Source organism: Rothia sp. CCM 9417 (assembly GCF_048513575.1).
Lineage (GTDB): Bacteria > Actinomycetota > Actinomycetes > Actinomycetales > Micrococcaceae > Rothia.
Map to the genome: position 1 here is coordinate 32,456 of NZ_JBLXXT010000010.1, position 16,238 is coordinate 48,693.

The window sequence follows — 16,238 nt, forward strand, 5'->3', positions numbered from 1 at the left end:
AGCTGGTGCAGGTAAGGGGCCGGGGCGCTGATTCATTTCAGTGCCCCGGCCTCTTTTTCTGCTCTTTTATTTTCTGCCCACGAACCAGTCCTGGAGCTTATCCAGGCGCGCTTGGAGCTGCTCGGCTGAGGCTTGGGCAACAGCAGGGCCTCCGCAGATACGACGAAGCTCGTTGTGGATAGAACCGTGCGGCTTACCGGTCCGAGCAGCCCAGGCGGCAACGTTCTTAGCCAGCTTGCTGCGGAGCTCTTTGAGCTGGCGGTGATCCACCACCTGCGGCACGGCCGTCGCCGGGCGGCGCGAGGCGTGGTCTTTCTGCCGTGCTCTCAGCAGGGTACCTACCTGCTCAGCATCCAGCAGGCCGGGGATCCCCAAAAAATCCTGTTCCTCATCTGAACCCACTTCAAGACCGCCCGAGGCGAACTCGGCACCGTCAAAAAGGACCCCGTGGAAGGAGGCCTGGGAACCGATAGCTTCGAACTTGCCACGGGTCAACTGCTCGCTGGCCCCTTCTTCACGGTTAGCTTCTTCAATCAGGTGATCGTCCAGCCCCTGATTGAGCGGGTCAAGGTTTTCCTGCTGAGCGTTCTTGCGGTCCAGGGCATGGTCGCGCTCGGTTTCCATCTCGTTAGCCAGCATCATGAGCTGAGGAACAGACGGCAGGAAGACAGAAGCAGTTTCCCCGCGCTTTCGCGAGCGCACAAAACGCCCAATAGCCTGAGCAAAGAAGAGAGGCGTTGAGGTGGAAGTTGCGTAAACACCCACCGCTAGGCGGGGAACGTCCACGCCTTCGGAGACCATGCGCACAGCAACCATCCAGCGAGCAAGCCCCTGGGAAAATTCCTCAATGTTGTTGGAGGCTTCTTTGTCATCGGAAAGAATAAGGGCGGGCTTTTCACCGGTAATACGCTGAAGCTGGGCGGCGTAGGCGCGGGCATCGGCGTGATCGGTAGCAATCACTAGGCCACCAGCATCGGGTACGGTACGGCGTACCTCGGTCAGGCGCTTATCGGCGGCAGCAAGTACGGTGGGAATCCACTCGCCCTCAGGGTTAAGGGCGGTGCGCCAGGCCTGGGCGGTGACGTCTTTGGTGAAGCCCTCCCCCAGGTTGGCCGCCATTTCTTCACCGGCGCTAGTGCGCCAGCGCATCTGACCTGAGTAGGCCATAAAGATGACGGGGCGCACAACATGGTCTTTGAGGGCGGGGCCGTAGCCGTAGGAGTAGTCAGACTTGGAACGGCGGATGCCTTCTGCGTCCTCTTCGTACTGCACAAAGGGAATGGGTGAGGTATCGGAGCGGAAGGGGGTACCGGTCAGAGCCAGGCGTCGGGTAGCAGGCTCGAAGGCTTCGCGCAGGCCGTCGCCCCACGAGAGAGAATCACCGGCGTGGTGGATTTCGTCCATAATCACCAGGGTTCGGCCGTTTTCGGTACGCGCCCGGTGGAGCATAGGTTTATTGGCTACCTGGGCGTAGGTCAGGGCAACGCCCTGGTAGCCCCTGCCCACGCTACCGTCTGCATTTTTGAAGTTAGGGTCAATGGAGATACCTACACGGGCGGCGGCATCGGCCCACTGGCGTTTAAGGTGATCGGTAGGCGCGACCACGGTCATGCGGTTGATGGTTCCCCGGTTGAAAAGTTCTTTGGCAACGGTCAGGGCAAAGGTGGTCTTACCTGCACCGGGAGTAGCCACAGCCATGAAGTCGCGGGGGTTCTGGGTGAAGTACTTGCTCATAGCTTCGGCCTGCCAGGCACGGAGCTTGGGAGCAGTGCCCCAGGCGGCGCGGTCCGGGTAGGCTGGGGGTAGGGCGCTGCTGCCTTCTCCAAAGAGTGTTGGCTGGCTATCGTCCATGTATTTTCCCTTCCCTCACAACAGATATGAGCCACGGTGGGCACCACAAAAGTTTAGCCCCATTCGGTGAGGAATGGGGCTATCAACGAGCACCTGCACCTGTGAGAGCGACCTCTCCCCCTGTTCTGTATTCGGGGTAGGGTGCTGGTCTCACGCGACAGAACGGGCGAACGCGAATGGCTTGATTACTGGTCGTCCCCGCCAGGGGCCAGGCCCTCGTAGATCTCTTTGCATTCGGGGCAGACCGGGAACTTCTCGGGGTCTCGGCCAGGAGTCCACTTCTTGCCGCAGAGAGCACGGACAGGGTTTCCGGTGAGGGCAGACTCCATAATCTTTTCCTTGCGCACGTAGTGGGCAAAGCGCTCGTGGTCACCGGGTTCTACGTTCTGAACTTCCTCACGCTCAAGGAGCGCAGTACCGCCTGAGTGGGCGGTTTCGGGGAAGGGATCTTCGATTCCGGGAATAGATGACACGGGTGCGTCCTTTCGTAGTGGCCCAGGCGGGCTATCTCTAGTTAGTCTACCAAGCCAGGCAGGTTCTCCGGCGAGCACAATAGGCTAGCTGAACTGGGTAACCCGGTAGAGCATATCTGCGCTGTGGCGCTCAAAGCGCTGGGAGCCCAGGCGGATTCCCAGAGTGAAACCGCCCACTGCCATCACCAGCATGACACCAGCGCCCAGCCAAGCCCAGAGCATATTGCCGTTGATTGCTGAGGCCGCCATACCGGCCAGGCCGGGGGCAGCAAGGAACATGGGAATCATCATGGTGAGACCGCGCACAAATGCTTTGGCCATGCCGTCGGGTTGCTTGGCCGTTTTCCAGGGGCTTGAGCCCGGTGGCGGCACAGGTAGGGAAAACACCGTATCAGCATAGGACGCGAGTCCCATACCCAAGAAGAAAACCGAGTAGGCGGTCACCAGCATGGGTACCGTATAAGCGCCCGCTCCTGCAATCAGGCCAAAGAGCAGGGTGCCCATCAGAATCATCGGTGCGTAAATCAGTATCATGGCGTAGGCCCGCCCCAGCCGGTCATCAATGCCGCGCACAGCCGTGGTGGTGTGTAAGGAGAAAGCGGTGCTTTCATAGGACACCAGATAGGCATATATGTAACCAGCGAAAGCAGGGATGAAGGCGCTACAGAAAAAGACTCCCATAATGGGTGTTGAAACGTCCTCCCCCGTATCCGTTGTAACACTCAAATTACCCATGAAAGTAAAGATCAGGTAAAAAAGCGGTAGGCTCATAACATTGACGGTGCACCGGGGGTCTTTGAACATCATCTGCACAATGCGGGCAGCAATTGTGCCCCGAACGGTCGCCGGGAAGCGGTCAAGAATGCCCAGGTATCCGGTGCCCAGGTTGCGGGCTTCCTTACGCCCGGTGACTTCCCCAACGTTAGCCATGGTGCGGGCAGCCAGCAGGTACCAGAACCACCAGATGATGGCCAGGTAGAGAAGGCTAAGAGCCAACAGGGCTCCAGCCAGCCCGTAGCTACCGGAGGCAACATGAACCGGAATGAGCCAGGGAGTCAGCAAAGGCAACCACTGTAGCACCTCGATGTATTCGGGGAGGCGGTCTGCCACCTGCGCTATCCCACCGGCAGCACCCGCGATGATAGGCCCCATGAGCATCACCACCATAAAGGAGGCAATCGTCAGCAGGTTACTGATACCCCTACGAGCCCGCAAAGGGATAGAAGCAAGCGTCACGACCCGGGAACCGGCAATTGCCAGTGCAAGACCCAGGATAGCGGCTACCGGGTAGGTCAAGAGACCCGGGATCGAGAAGAACAGCGAGGTAGCGCTCGCCAGAGCGATGAGGAGAGTCAGGATTCCGGGGGCACCCACGAGAGCCCCGATAGCCTGGCCCAGCATCAGGTCCTTAACCCGAATGGGGTATGGTGCCAGCCGCTCAGGATCCAAGGTGGCATCGGCGGCGGAGGCAAAGAGGGGAACAAGGAACCAGGCTAGGGTCAGAATTCCGCCTACCAGCGCCAGAAAAACCTGAGCACCGCTGGCATTATCAATAAAGAACCCGCCCGCTCCTAGGCAGACCGCTAGGCCCAGCCCATAGAGCATGGCAAAAGAGAACCCCACGATAGCCCAGGCGTTACCCCTGGTAAAATATGCGATAAAGTGCGCAAGCTTTAGTCGGACGAGGACTGCAACCATGACAGGCCCTCCCTCACCATTCGACCGCCGACCAGTGAAACAAATCGGTCTTCCAGGCTCATACCGGCCCGGACCTGCTCCACGGTACCCGAAGCCAGGATTCGCCCCTCATTCATAACCGCCACATGGTCGCACAATCTCTGAACCAAATCCATGACGTGAGAGGAAATAATGACGGTGCCCCCACCGGCAACATACCCCTTCAAGATATCTTGAATGTTGGAGGCGGAGACAGGGTCAACCGCTTCAAAGGGTTCATCAAGCACCAGCAAAGAGGGCGCATGAATCATTGCACAGGCCAGGGCAATTTTTTTGGTCATACCGGCGGAGTAATCAGCAACCTGCTTCCCGGCGGCATTAACCAGGTCAAGGGCTAGGAGCAAATCGCGGGTTCGTTCAGCAACCGTCACTTTGTCAAGCCCGTGCAGGCGACCCGCATAGGTCAGCAGTTGCTCTCCGGTGAGCTTATCAAAGAGGCGCACGCCATCGGGCAGAACCCCCACCTTACGCTTGGCCTCCAGCGGACTAGCCCACATATCTGTACCGCCCACCAGCACCTGACCGTCGGTGGGTTTAAGCATGCCTGTGGCCATTGACAGGCTTGTTGTTTTACCGGCACCGTTACGCCCTACCAGACCGTAGAAGGACCCGCGAGGAATGGTTAGGTTAATACCGTTAACGGCAGGGTGCTGGTCAAAAACCTTGACCAGGTTAAGCAGTTGTAGGGCAGGTGTATCTAGGCTCTCGGGAGCAATCTCAGCTTCCACCGGAGATGCCGGGGAAACCTGATCACTGGGTGCCGCCGGGTAAAGGGGCGTGACTTCTTGGGGGTTTGCCTGGTGCGGCCAGGTCTTCTCATCGTGTTCCATATAACTATGGTAGGTGACCTAGCTAGCTCTGAGCTCCCCCAGCAGGCTGATATCCATTGTATGACAAGGCCTCCTGGGAAAGATCTAAGCTCTAGCGCTGAGAATTCCCGGGAGGCCCCTCATAAAGATATGCTCCTGACTAGAACATGGCCATCATCAGTTCCGCCCGTGCTTTCTTGACCCTGGGATCAGCTGAACCGACTACCTCAAAGAGCTCTAGCAGGCGTTCCCGTACCCGTGTTTTGTCATCAGGGCCAACTGCTTTAAAAAGAGTGATTAGGCGCTTGAATGCATCCTCAATATGGCCACCAGCAATATCTAGGTCAGCCACATTGAGCTGAGCCTGAATATCAGTGGCATCTGCGGCGGCTCTGGCTCGTTCATCGGCCAGAGTCAGAGATGAAACTCGGTGGAGTAGGTGAACCTGGGCCAAGCCAATTTTCGCATCGGTATCGCCTGGGTTCTCATTCAATGCCTGGGTGTAGGCGGCTTCAGCACCAGCGTAATCCCCGCAGTCAAGAGCGTCCAGGGCTTTTTGGTGCAGGGGCGGCAGGGGCTTTTCCTGTTCGCTGAGAACCGGCTCAAAGCCACCGGCCAGACCCTGCTGGGTTGCTAGCTGGACTACCTGCCCCAGCACCTCGGTCAGAGCCTGGGGTTCAACAGGCCCGTTAAAGAGCGGGGCGGGACGGCCAGCTAGTACCGCAACAGCGGCTGGTACACCCTGAATCTGGAAGGCCTGACCAATCTCGGGAGTCTTGGTAATATCCACGGCCGCCAGGAGCAGGTTCCCTCCGGCGGAGTTGACCAGTGCCTCAACCTGCTCGAGCATTTGCACAGAAGCAGGGGAATGGGGTGCCCACAGGGCAAAAATAACGGCACCCCGGTTGGACTCCTGAACCAGCTGCTGGAACTGGGCTACATCGGTGACGTCAAAACGCCAACTGGGCTCACTTGCCTGGGCCGTTTGCTCCCCCGGCTGAGCGCTAGCCTGAGCAGTAACACTTAGATCCGGAGCATTGCGCACCGAAGCCGGTAGGTTCTCAGGCTGGAAACCCGATGATGCGGTCATGGTTTTCTCCTTAGGGAGTAGCAGGTTCTTTTCTCTTCAGTCTATGGTGTCAAAAACAGGCCACCGCCGCCAAGAGAGCCTCTACTTTCTAGCCCAGGGCAGAAATCACGATAAGGTAGTAGACAACTATCCCTTTTTGATGACCAGGCCAGGAATATGCCACTACCATTTTTGTCCTCCCGAGCTTCTCGTGCCAGAAGCTCAGAACCTGCTCAAGCCGCATCGGGTGACGATGCTCAAAACAGTAGTAGCTCCAAGTTCACGATGCCAGCGCTACCGGCCATACCCGGCGCTCGGCCCCGGCATAGGCTGCAGCTACCGGCTGATCCTACCGAGACAGCCAACACAGTCAAGGAACCCGATCAGCAGGTCTCACATTTGCCTTCTAAGCAATCGCAGGTCCCCGAGCACGGCCGCCATATCACCAACCCCATCTACTTCGGTTTCATGCTGGCAGTTGGAATTACTCTAGCTCTTATCTGCATCTACTTTGTCTTGAATGTAGGTGCCCTAGCAGGCTGGATCACCGGTGCTGTTTTTATTGGGCTAGGCCTTGACCCTGCCGTCCGCAAACTTGAGCAGAGGGGTCTGCCCAGAGGGGCAGGTGTAGGTGTAGTGTTCCTGGCCTTTGCCTCTATAGTGGGTGCCCTGACCTTCTGGATCATCCCCATGGTAGCTCGCCAGGCCGTCTCCTTTATCACGGGTTTCCCCAACCAGCTTGAAGCCTTTCTCAATTCAGATTTGTTTACTTCTCTGGATGAAAAGTTTCAGATCCGCTCAGCAGTTGACGGAGAAGTTGAAAAGGTTTTTACCCAGCTAACCTCCGATACCTCGGTGGTCAGCAACTTTATGAACTCTCTGCTCAACGCGGGATCCACCCTAGCGGAGACCACCACAGGCATTATTATCGTTCTCTTCCTCTCTATCTACGTCTTAGCTTCGCTGCCAACCATCAAGGCCTGGTTTATTCGTCTGGCTCCTGCCTCACGTCGAGAACGCGTTGGATACTTGACCGAAAAGATTTCTGACTCCGTGGGCCACTATGTGATGGGCCAGGCTCTAGTAGCTATCTGTAACGCAACGGTGGCTGCCCTTATTATGCTGATTGTCGGTGTTCCCTTTGCCCAGCTCCTGATGCTCTTAGTTCTGGTTTTGGCCTTTATCCCCCTAATCGGTGGGGTCAGCGCAGCGGTCCTAGTGTCGCTGATTTCACTGACCGATAGCTGGCAGACTGCCCTCTTCTTCTTGGTCCCCTACCTGATTTATCTCCAGATCGAGGCCTACTTCATTTCGCCGCGCATCATGAAAAAAGCGGTGGCTGTGCCCGGCGCTGTTGCTATTATTGCGGTAGTTGCGGGCGGTTCGATTTGGGGCGTACTGGGAGCAATAATTGCTATCCCAGTTGCCGCCTCTATCTTGATCCTGGTCAATGAGGTCTTAGTACCTCGACAAGATCGTCTATAAATACCTGATCGATGAGGTTTAAGGGGCCGGGGTAGGTAATCATTACCTACCCCGGCCCGCTCTATGTACAAAGCTCTTGGCTACCAGAAGCGGCGGGTCTGCCAGCAACGCTGGTGCCAGTGCCGGCGTTCCTCGATAGCGCGTTGAGAACCGAACATGTGATCTTCCTGCCACACCACCAGGTGCGCTACACCCGGCCTAATCGAGGTCATACATTCAGGGCAGGTGTAGGTTTTCTGAGCATTCATGGGGGGAATATACTGCACGAACCAGTCACCATCACCTGCCCGTTCCACTCGCGGTGATGGGTCTAGTAGACGAGAAATATCGCGCCCAGGCTTGCTCTGCTTTTGCCATTTGCTAGGGGCAGAGCCGGAATTAGAATGAGGGCGACGTTTCTTGGATGGGGATCTACGAGGCATGGGTTTATTCTGTCACGTCCTTGAGCTAAGCCCCAACTGCTTCTTGCTCAGCTGTTAGAGTGGTACGGTGCGTTTAGTTATAGCTGATTGTTCTGTTGATTATGTGGGCCGTCTGAAGGCCCACCTACCCCGTGCGACCCGTCTGCTCATGATTAAGAATGACGGCTCGGTACTTATCCACTCCGATGGCGGCTCCTACAAACCGCTCAACTGGATGAGCCCGCCCTGCCGTCTGCATATTGCACCCCGCGAGGAGTTTGAAGGAACCACCGCAGGCGAAGATCTTGACTCCGATATCAGCGAGCTGTGGACCGTGCAAGCCGCCAAATCCGATGACCGACTGGTCATCCGTGTCTTTGAGAAGCAGGGCGAGCTGAGCCAGGACTTAGGCATAGATCCCGGTCTCATCAAGGACGGTGTTGAGGCAGATCTTCAGCGTTTACTGGCTGAACAGATTGAGCTTTTGGGCAGTGGCTACCGCCTGGTTCGCCGTGAATACCCCACCGCTATCGGCCCGGTCGATATTCTGGCCAAAGATGCCTCGGGTATCTCGGTGGCTGTTGAGCTCAAGCGTGTAGGTGATATTGACGGCGTTGAACAGCTCACCCGCTACCTTGAACTCCTGAACCGCGATCCCCTCCTGGCTCCCGTTCAGGGCGTTTTTGCTGCCCAGCGTATCAAACCCCAGGCACGCACACTAGCAGAGGATCGTGGCATCCGTTGTCTAGCCCTAGATTACGATGCTATGCGCGGTGTTGACGATAGCGACTCCCGGCTCTTCTAAAGAACCTAGACATAAGGGGGGCGGCACCCATGGGGTGCCGCCCCCCCTTTTCTTATTCCCCCGGTAGCAAAGTCACAGTGTGAGGCAAAAACGGTCGCCTCCCCCAGATGGGGAAGGCGACCGTATCTGCTGAGCAGGAACAGACTAAATCTGTGCGTGCTTTGCGGCGATGGTGACTCGATCGTTTGACACGGTCAAGAAACCTTCGTTCAGGCGGGTTGTCTTCTTTTCGCCCGTGATGTCTTCAATCAGAAGCTCACCATCGTCGGCCAGAAGCGCCATGGTCGGGATATGACCGGGCATAATGCCCAAATCCCCGTTCACGGTGCGAGCCCGAACGTATTTTGCTTCGCCGACCCACACGATGTGTTCGCGGGAAACAACTTCAACTTTCAGTGCCATGATTACTTGGCTCCAGACTGTGCCTTGATTTCCTCGTAACGACGCATGACATCGTCCATGCCACCGATGTTGTAGAAGGCCTGCTCGGGGATATGGTCAACATCGCCACGGCAAATCATCTGGAATGACTCAATGGTGTCCTTCAGGGGCACGGTTGAGCCTTCAACGCCGGTGAATTGCTTAGCGGTGTAGGTGTTCTGCGACAGGAACTGCTCGATACGGCGAGCACGGGAGACAACAATCTTCTGTTCCTCAGAGAGTTCATCGACACCAAGGATGGCGATGATGTCCTGAAGTTCCTTGTTCTCCTGCAGAATCGCCTTGACCTGAATCGCGGTGTCGTAGTGCTCCTGACCGATGTACTGGGGATCCAGGATTCGGGAAGTGGAGGACAGCGGATCAATCGCGGGGTACAGACCACGAGAAGCAATTTCACGAGACAGCTCGGTGGTTGCGTCGAGGTGTGCGAAGGTGGTTGCAGGCGCCGGGTCGGTGTAGTCATCCGCAGGAACGTAAATTGCCTGCATAGAGGTGATGGAGTGACCACGGGTTGAGGTAATACGCTCCTGGAGCAGACCCATTTCGTCGGCCAGGTTGGGCTGGTAGCCCACAGCTGAAGGCATACGGCCAAGCAGGGTTGAAACCTCAGAACCAGCCTGAGTAAAGCGGAAGATGTTGTCGATGAAGAGCAGCACGTCCTGATTCTGGACATCGCGGAAGTACTCCGCCATGGTCAGGCCGGTCAGCGCAACACGCAGACGGGTTCCCGGCGGTTCGTCCATCTGGCCGAAGACAAGGGCGGTGTCCTTAAGAACGCCTGCCTCTTCCATTTCAACCCAGAGGTCGTTACCCTCACGGGTACGCTCGCCCACACCGGTGAATACGGAGGTACCACCGAAGTTACGAGCAACGCGGGTAATCATTTCCTGAATCAGAACGGTCTTACCAACGCCTGCACCGCCGAAGAGGCCAATCTTGCCACCGCGAATGTAGGGGGTTAGAAGGTCAATTGACTTGATGCCGGTTTCCAGCATCTCGGTTGAACCTTCAAGGTCGGCGAATCCGGGAGCTGCACGGTGGATAGGCCAGTAGGTATCGGCCTTGATTTCATCGTTGGAGACATCCAGAGCATCACCCAGGACGTTGAAGATGTGGCCCTTGACACCGTCGCCAACGGGGACGGAGATGGGGGCACCGGTATCAACAACAGCCTGACCACGGACCAGGCCGTCGGTCTGCTGCAGGGAGATGGCGCGTACCAATGAGTCGCCCAGGTGCTGAGCGGTCTCAAAGGTGATCTTGCGGGTGGTGCCGTTGAGGGTGAGCTCAGCGGTCAGCGCATTGTAAATTTCGGGTACCTGGCCGGCAGGGAACTCAACGTCGACGACAGGGCCGATAACGCGAGCAATACGACCGGTTGCGCCCTGAGCCGGCGCGGTAGCCGATTCGTTCAGAGTGGCAGTCATTGTTCTCACTTACCTATGTAGAGAGTGGAAAAGTTTGTGGTGGGTTTATGAGGCGAGTGCGTCGGCGCCGCCAACAATTTCGCTGAGCTCCTGAGTAATTTCAGCCTGGCGAGCATTGTTCATCAGGCGGGTGTACTTCTTGATGAGCTCATCAGCGTTATCGCCTGCGGACTTCATCGCGCGCTGGCGAGATGCGAGTTCGGAGGCGGCGGCTTCAAGCAGGCACGCATAGATGCGGGAGGCAACATAGCGCGGGAGCAGTTCATCAAGCACTTCCTGGGGGTTGGGCTCAAATTCGAAGACCGAGTTCTGCTGGAACTGGTCATCTTCAAGACGTTCACCGGGGATGATGTCCTCACCGAGTGCCCGTGCAGCTGCCACCTCAATGGGGAGCAGGCGCAAGACGCGAGTCTCCTGAGTCACCATGGAAACGAACTCTGTATAGACGATGTGGAGATCATCGACTTCGCCGTTTTCGTAGGCGGCCAGAACAGCGTCACGAGCGGCAATTGCCATCTCGATGTTGGGGTTATCGGTGTTACCCTCCCATGCCTGTTCGTAATCACGTTCGCGGAAGTCAAAGTAGGACTTTGCCTTGCGACCGATCAGGTAGAGCTTGACGTCGCGTCCCTCACCGCGGAGCTTCTCAATAAGACCCTCGGTTTTCTTGAGGACGGATGAGGAGTATGAACCCGCAAGGCCACGATCACTGGTTAGAACCAGAACTGCAGAGCGACCAACCCTATGCTTAGAGCTGGGATTGAGCAGGGGATGCTCAATGGGGTGCTGGGTCGCAATAGCAGTTACTGCCTTAGTCAGCGCATTTGCGTAGGGGCTTGCAGCCTCTGCGCTACGACGTGCCTTGTTAATGCGTGAGGTTGCGATCATCTCCATCGCCTTGAAGATCTTCTTCATAGACGATGTTGAAGTAATCTTTTGGCGGTAAACCCTAATCTGGGCTCCCATAGAGATTCCTTTCACTCCTAGTGGTGAGGGCCCCTCCCCCAAAAGGTGAGGGGCCAATCACGGAACTAGGAAAATCGCTAACCGATAGTTTCCTGTGATACTTCGCTGTCTGACAGAGGCTTGTGCTCTTCATGGCCGGCCTCAACCAGGTGGCTGGTGCCCTCTGAGCGGAAGCCCTTCTTGAAGTCAAGGATAGCGGCCTCAAGTGCTGCTACGGTGTCCTCTTCCAGCTTGCCCGATGATGCAATGTTCTGCAGTACCGAGGTTGAGCGGCGTAGGTGGTCCAGGAACTCTGCCTCAAAACGCAGGACGTCTGAAACTTCCAGATCATCCAGGTGACCGTTGGTGCCGGCCCAGATTGAAACAACCTGGTCCTCAACAGCGTAGGGAGTGTACTGGGGCTGGCGCAGAAGCTCGGTCAGGCGAGCACCGCGGGTCAGCTGAGCCTTAGAAGCATCGTCAAGGTCCGAAGCGAACATGGCAAATGCTTCCATTGCGCGGAACTGAGCCAGATCAAGCTTGAGGGTACCGGAGACCTTCTTCATTGCCTTGGTCTGAGCTGCACCACCGACGCGAGAAACAGAGATACCTACGTCAACTGCGGGGCGCTGGTTAGCGTTGAAGAGGTCTGACTGCAGGAAGATCTGGCCGTCGGTGATGGAGATGACGTTGGTGGGGATGAAGGCTGAAACGTCGTTTGCCTTGGTCTCAATGATCGGGAAACCGGTCATTGAGCCTGCACCCAGCTCGTCTGAGAGCTTTGCACAGCGCTCAAGCAGGCGGGAGTGGAGGTAGAAGACGTCACCGGGGTAGGCTTCGCGGCCCGGAGGACGGCGAAGAAGCAGTGACACTGCACGGTAGGCTTCTGCCTGCTTTGAGAGGTCATCAAAAATGATGAGGACGTGCTTGCCACCGTACATCCAGTGCTGGCCGATAGCCGAACCGGTGTAGGGTGCAAGATACTTGAAGCCCGCAGCATCAGATGCAGGTGAAGCAACGATGGTGGTGTACTCCAGTGCGCCCTTCTGCTTGAGGGTTTCACGGACAGCTGCAATGGTGGAGGCCTTCTGGCCGATTGCTACATAAACGCAACGAACCTGCTTGGTGGGGTCGCCGCTTGCCCAGTTGTCCTTCTGGTTCAGAATGGTGTCAACCGCAATTGCAGTCTTGCCGGTCTGGCGGTCACCAATGATGAGCTGACGCTGGCCACGGCCGATCGGGATCATGGCATCAATTGCCTTGAGACCGGTCTGGAGGGGTTCGTGAACTGACTTACGCTGGGTGACGCCGGGGGCCTGAAGCTCGAGGGCGCGGCGACCTTCGGGTACGATCTCGCCCAGGTCATCGATGGGGTTACCCAGGGGGTCAACTACACGGCCCAGGTAGGCATCGCCTACAGGTACCGAGAGAACCTCGCCGGTGCGGTGGACTTCCTGGCCTTCTTCAATGCCGGTAAAGTCACCAAGGACGATGACACCAATGTCACGGGTGTCGAGGTTCTGTGCCAGGCCAAGGGTGCCGTCTTCAAAGCGAAGCAGCTCGTTAGCCATTACTGAGGGAAGGCCCTCAACGCGTGCGATGCCGTCGGATGCTGATGCAACTCGACCCACCTCTACGCGTTCTGCGTTGCCGGGTTCGTAAGACGCTGCGAATTCGTTCAGCGCGTTACGGACATCATCGGCGTTGATGGTCAAATCGGCCATCTTATGTCCCTGCTCTCCTAGATTGTTGGTAGGCCCGCCACCAGTGCTGACAGGCTCACCGAAACTTGTATGACGTGCCGGGGCGATATGCTCTGAGCTGGCCCGAATCGTCTGTGTATCTTCTAAATCACCGTCGAGGTCTCGACTGATGTCAACGATTATGCGAATGCTCTGCTGAGATCTGCCAGGCGGGTAGATAGAGTGCCATCGATGACCTCGTCCCCCACCTGTACTCTGAGCCCACCCAAAAGTGTGGAATCTACGGTGATATCGAGCTTGAGCTCTTTACCGTAGGTCTTGTTCAGGGAGCTCTGGAGTTTAGCAGTTTGCCCTGCAGTCAAGGGTCGTGCTGTAACAACCCGCGCAATCCACTTGTTCTGACGCTTGACGATGATTTCAACGAACTCGTTAGCCAAGCGTGCGGCAGTGGTGCCACGGGCTACGGTGCCAACTCGTTCGAGCAGAAGCCTGCCTTCTTCGGAGGACACCTTGCCACCGAGAGAAACGGCCAGCTTCTTGAGTGCTTCTTTGCTAGCCCGGGTGTCGGCCAGAGCAGCCTGTGCCTTAGCTGAAGCATCAACAGTGTTGATGAAGGTCAGCAGTTCGTTCACCGTCTGCTCCAGAGCGTCGATACCGCCGCGTTTCTCAGCAGACAGTGCTACTGCAGAAACAGCGGTTTTCTCGAGTGCATCTGCCAGATCTCGTTCGGCGCTCCAGCGGGCTTCTGCTGCCGCAGTCACGATTGCCAGAGCGTTATCGGAAATCTTACCGCCCAGCACTGAGCGGGCGATGCCTGCTCGCTGGGCCGCCTGACGGGAGGGGTCAGTGAGGCCTCGGCGGAACCCACCGTTGGTATCAATGACATCGACGATAGCAAAGAGTTCTGCTGCGAGGTCAGTCGGGTTCTGGCCAGCATGAGCTGCTAGCACCTGTTCCACCTTGTTCAGTGATTCAGTCGATACTGCTGACATTAGCGGGCCACACCTGCCTGCTGCTGAACTTCAAGGTCAGCAAGAAAACGATCGACGACACGTGAAGACCTCTCATCATCGCTGAGGGATTCGCCCACAATCTTGCCTGCCAGTGAGGTTGCCAGCACGCCAACTTCGGTACGAAGTGAGGCTGCGGCAGCTGCACGTTCTGCTTCGATTGTCCTCTGAGCGTTCTCGGTGATGCGAGCAGCTTCTGCGGTAGCGCGCTCCTTGGCTTCAGCCACGATAGCCTCACCCTCGGCACGTGCTTCTTCACGAATTTTCTGTGCTTCCAGACGAGCGCTTTCGAGCTGCTGGCCGTACTCTTCGCGTGCTGCTGCTGCCTCTGCCTGAGCCTTTTCGGCCTTGGCAAGACCACCCTCGATTGCTTCCTTGCGGTCCTGGTAAATCTTTTCGAATGCCGGGACAACGTACTTGGTAACGATGAAGAGGAGGATCAGGAACCCGATGGCGGTAATGGCGATTTCCCAGACGTTAGGGATCAGAGGGTTCGTGCCCTCTTCTGCAGCCATTAGATAAGTCATAGGGGATTTTCCTGTTCTATAGTTTGGTCAAATTTTCGGCGGGGCCAAAAATTACTTGATAAACGCAAGAACCAGGCCGAGAACTGCCAGAGCTTCAACCAGAGCGAAGCCCAGGAAGAGCATGGGCTGCAGGGTCTTCTGTGATTCAGGCTGACGGGCTACGGAGGTCATGTAGGCCGCGAAGATCAGGCCTACGCCGATGCCACCGCCGATTGCTGAAAGACCGTAACCAACTGCGGTAAGTGAACCGGTAAGTTCCATTATGTTTGTTTCCTTTCACAGTGCCCCTACCCCTTAGGGCGTGTGTTATCAGGGGCAGAGTATTTATTTGTGTACACTCCCCGCGCGAGCGGGTTGCTTTTCTCGTCCGGCAGGTTGCCCTGCCGGAGAAAATCTTTAGTGGCCTTCTGAAACCGAACCCTGCAGGTAAACCGCAAGGAGCAGGGTGAAGACGTAAGCCTGGATGCACTGAATCATGAGTTCCAGGAAGTAGAGGAAGAGCCCCAGAGCGCCGGAGCCAACTGAAGCAATCGCAGCGATGCCACCTGCTTCAACGATAAGGTACTGAGTCAGTGAGGCCGCAACCATAATCGCCAGGTGGCCACCGAACATGGTAGCGAAAAGACGCAGGGCGTGAGTTGCGGGCCGGATGAGCATGTTGGACATGAACTCAATGGGAATGAGGATGACATAAACCAGCGGGGGAACACCGGCAGGCATGGTCATGTCTTTGAAGAACTTGCCCAGACCCTTGCGCTTGATGCCGACACCAACCCAGGTGATGTAAGCGATAGCGGCCAGTGCGTAGGCGCTACCAACGTGTGACATAGTGGGGAGCTGGAAGAAGGGGATCGAACCGTAGAGGTTGTTGACCAGAATGAAGAAGAAAGCGGTGAATAGTAGGGGCACGAAAGGCTTGTAGTGGTGAGCGCCAATCAGCTCCTTGCCCAGACTGTTGCGCACCAGACCGTAGCCCATTTCACCGACAAACTGGGTCCGGGAGGGAACCATAGCGCGCTTGCGAGCGGCAAACATGAAGAAGCCAGCGACGATGACAACTGATAGCAGAATCAGAATTGTGTGCTTGCCGAATTCAAAGTCACCAATCTGGAAAAGGGCAGGCAGGTGCATGTCTTCGATGGTGGGCGGCACGTAGCCCTGCTGCTCTCCTGCTGCGACAACTAGCCCGTTTGAAATCAAGGCAAGTCCTTTCTTGCTTCGTGTTGGCCGCTTGTTATAAAGCAACCTCAGAGGTTGTAAGAATTAAAAATGTGTATGGGCCCGCTCCGAGGAGCCGGTTTTATTTGCTCTGTTGCATATGGATGAATACCAGATAGATACCACCAAAGGCACCGATAGCCGCGCCTGCCCAGACAATCCAGGAGGTACCCAGCAAGTGGTCCAGACCATAGCCTACCAAACTCCAGATACCAATACCTATCATGACATAGAGAAGCGTCATGACAGCCCCAGCGGTACCGCCGCCTGCTACAAGCTCACCAGCTGATCGCAATTGCTTATTCTGCTGGTACCATTTCTCATCGGCATTAGCCAC

General features: G+C 56.6%; 17 protein-coding genes. 2 read left to right on the forward strand and 15 right to left on the reverse strand.

Annotated elements, in window-relative coordinates; translation table 11 throughout:
* Nucleotides 1–66 precede the first annotated feature (66 nt).
* The 5 genes from ACN082_RS09505 to ACN082_RS09525 all read right to left on the reverse strand — a co-directional run bounded on the left by ACN082_RS09505 (nucleotide 67) and on the right by ACN082_RS09525 (nucleotide 5,960).
* Nucleotides 67–1,851 (reverse strand): DEAD/DEAH box helicase, encoded by a 1,785-nt coding sequence (locus ACN082_RS09505; protein WP_419100619.1) that lies wholly within the window; start codon nucleotides 1,849–1,851, stop codon nucleotides 67–69.
* Nucleotides 1,852–2,036: 185 nt separating this feature from the next.
* A complete protein-coding gene (locus ACN082_RS09510; RefSeq protein WP_419100620.1) occupies nucleotides 2,037–2,324 on the reverse strand; it encodes a DUF3039 domain-containing protein in 288 nt (95 codons plus the stop codon).
* An 84-nt stretch (nucleotides 2,325–2,408) separates the two neighbouring features.
* Nucleotides 2,409–4,022: a hypothetical protein gene (locus ACN082_RS09515; protein WP_419100621.1), complete on the reverse strand. Its 1,614-nt coding sequence runs from the start codon at nucleotides 4,020–4,022 to the stop codon at nucleotides 2,409–2,411.
* Nucleotides 3,998–4,891, reverse strand: a complete 894-nt coding sequence (locus ACN082_RS09520; RefSeq protein WP_419100622.1) for an ABC transporter ATP-binding protein — start codon at nucleotides 4,889–4,891, stop codon at nucleotides 3,998–4,000. The genes ACN082_RS09515 and ACN082_RS09520 overlap by 25 nt, the downstream gene beginning before the upstream one ends.
* A 139-nt stretch (nucleotides 4,892–5,030) precedes the next feature.
* Complete coding sequence (locus tag ACN082_RS09525) at nucleotides 5,031–5,960, reverse strand: tetratricopeptide repeat protein (protein ID WP_419100623.1); 930 nt, start codon at nucleotides 5,958–5,960, stop codon at nucleotides 5,031–5,033.
* Between the two features lie 156 nt (nucleotides 5,961–6,116).
* Here ACN082_RS09525 and ACN082_RS09530 point away from each other — a divergent pair, with 156 nt between their 5' ends.
* Nucleotides 6,117–7,424, forward strand: a complete 1,308-nt coding sequence (locus ACN082_RS09530; RefSeq protein WP_419100624.1) for an AI-2E family transporter — start codon at nucleotides 6,117–6,119, stop codon at nucleotides 7,422–7,424.
* A gap of 80 nt (nucleotides 7,425–7,504) precedes the next feature.
* Here ACN082_RS09530 and ACN082_RS09535 read toward each other — a convergent pair whose 3' ends face one another.
* On the reverse strand, nucleotides 7,505–7,846 hold the full coding sequence (locus ACN082_RS09535; protein WP_419100625.1) for an ATP/GTP-binding protein: 342 nt from the start codon (nucleotides 7,844–7,846) through the stop codon (nucleotides 7,505–7,507).
* Between the two features lie 67 nt (nucleotides 7,847–7,913).
* Here ACN082_RS09535 and nucS point away from each other — a divergent pair, with 67 nt between their 5' ends.
* Entirely contained in the window at nucleotides 7,914–8,630 is a 717-nt protein-coding gene (gene nucS / locus ACN082_RS09540) for an endonuclease NucS (protein ID WP_419100626.1), read from the forward strand.
* Nucleotides 8,631–8,774: 144 nt separating this feature from the next.
* On the opposite strand, the gene ACN082_RS09545 is transcribed toward nucS, so the two are convergent.
* From ACN082_RS09545 to ACN082_RS09585, 9 genes are all read right to left on the reverse strand, one after another.
* On the reverse strand, nucleotides 8,775–9,032 hold the full coding sequence (locus ACN082_RS09545; protein ID WP_419100627.1) for a F0F1 ATP synthase subunit epsilon: 258 nt from the start codon (nucleotides 9,030–9,032) through the stop codon (nucleotides 8,775–8,777).
* A gap of 2 nt (nucleotides 9,033–9,034) precedes the next feature.
* On the reverse strand, nucleotides 9,035–10,498 hold the full coding sequence (gene atpD / locus ACN082_RS09550; protein ID WP_419100628.1) for a F0F1 ATP synthase subunit beta: 1,464 nt from the start codon (nucleotides 10,496–10,498) through the stop codon (nucleotides 9,035–9,037).
* A 45-nt stretch (nucleotides 10,499–10,543) separates the two neighbouring features.
* Nucleotides 10,544–11,464: a F0F1 ATP synthase subunit gamma gene (locus ACN082_RS09555; protein ID WP_419100629.1), complete on the reverse strand. Its 921-nt coding sequence runs from the start codon at nucleotides 11,462–11,464 to the stop codon at nucleotides 10,544–10,546.
* Between the two features lie 77 nt (nucleotides 11,465–11,541).
* Nucleotides 11,542–13,167: a F0F1 ATP synthase subunit alpha gene (gene atpA, locus ACN082_RS09560; protein ID WP_419100630.1), complete on the reverse strand. Its 1,626-nt coding sequence runs from the start codon at nucleotides 13,165–13,167 to the stop codon at nucleotides 11,542–11,544.
* A gap of 158 nt (nucleotides 13,168–13,325) precedes the next feature.
* Nucleotides 13,326–14,138, reverse strand: coding sequence for a F0F1 ATP synthase subunit delta (locus ACN082_RS09565; protein WP_419100631.1), 813 nt, complete (start codon nucleotides 14,136–14,138; stop codon nucleotides 13,326–13,328).
* Nucleotides 14,138–14,683: a F0F1 ATP synthase subunit B gene (locus ACN082_RS09570; RefSeq protein WP_419100632.1), complete on the reverse strand. Its 546-nt coding sequence runs from the start codon at nucleotides 14,681–14,683 to the stop codon at nucleotides 14,138–14,140. Before ACN082_RS09570 ends, ACN082_RS09565 begins: the two co-directional genes overlap by 1 nt.
* A gap of 51 nt (nucleotides 14,684–14,734) precedes the next feature.
* A complete protein-coding gene (gene atpE, locus ACN082_RS09575; protein WP_237187984.1) occupies nucleotides 14,735–14,944 on the reverse strand; it encodes an ATP synthase F0 subunit C in 210 nt (69 codons plus the stop codon).
* Between the two features lie 135 nt (nucleotides 14,945–15,079).
* Nucleotides 15,080–15,883 (reverse strand): F0F1 ATP synthase subunit A, encoded by an 804-nt coding sequence (atpB, locus tag ACN082_RS09580; protein ID WP_419100633.1) that lies wholly within the window; start codon nucleotides 15,881–15,883, stop codon nucleotides 15,080–15,082.
* A gap of 100 nt (nucleotides 15,884–15,983) precedes the next feature.
* Nucleotides 15,984–16,238, reverse strand: a complete 255-nt coding sequence (locus tag ACN082_RS09585) for a hypothetical protein (protein WP_419100634.1) — start codon at nucleotides 16,236–16,238, stop codon at nucleotides 15,984–15,986.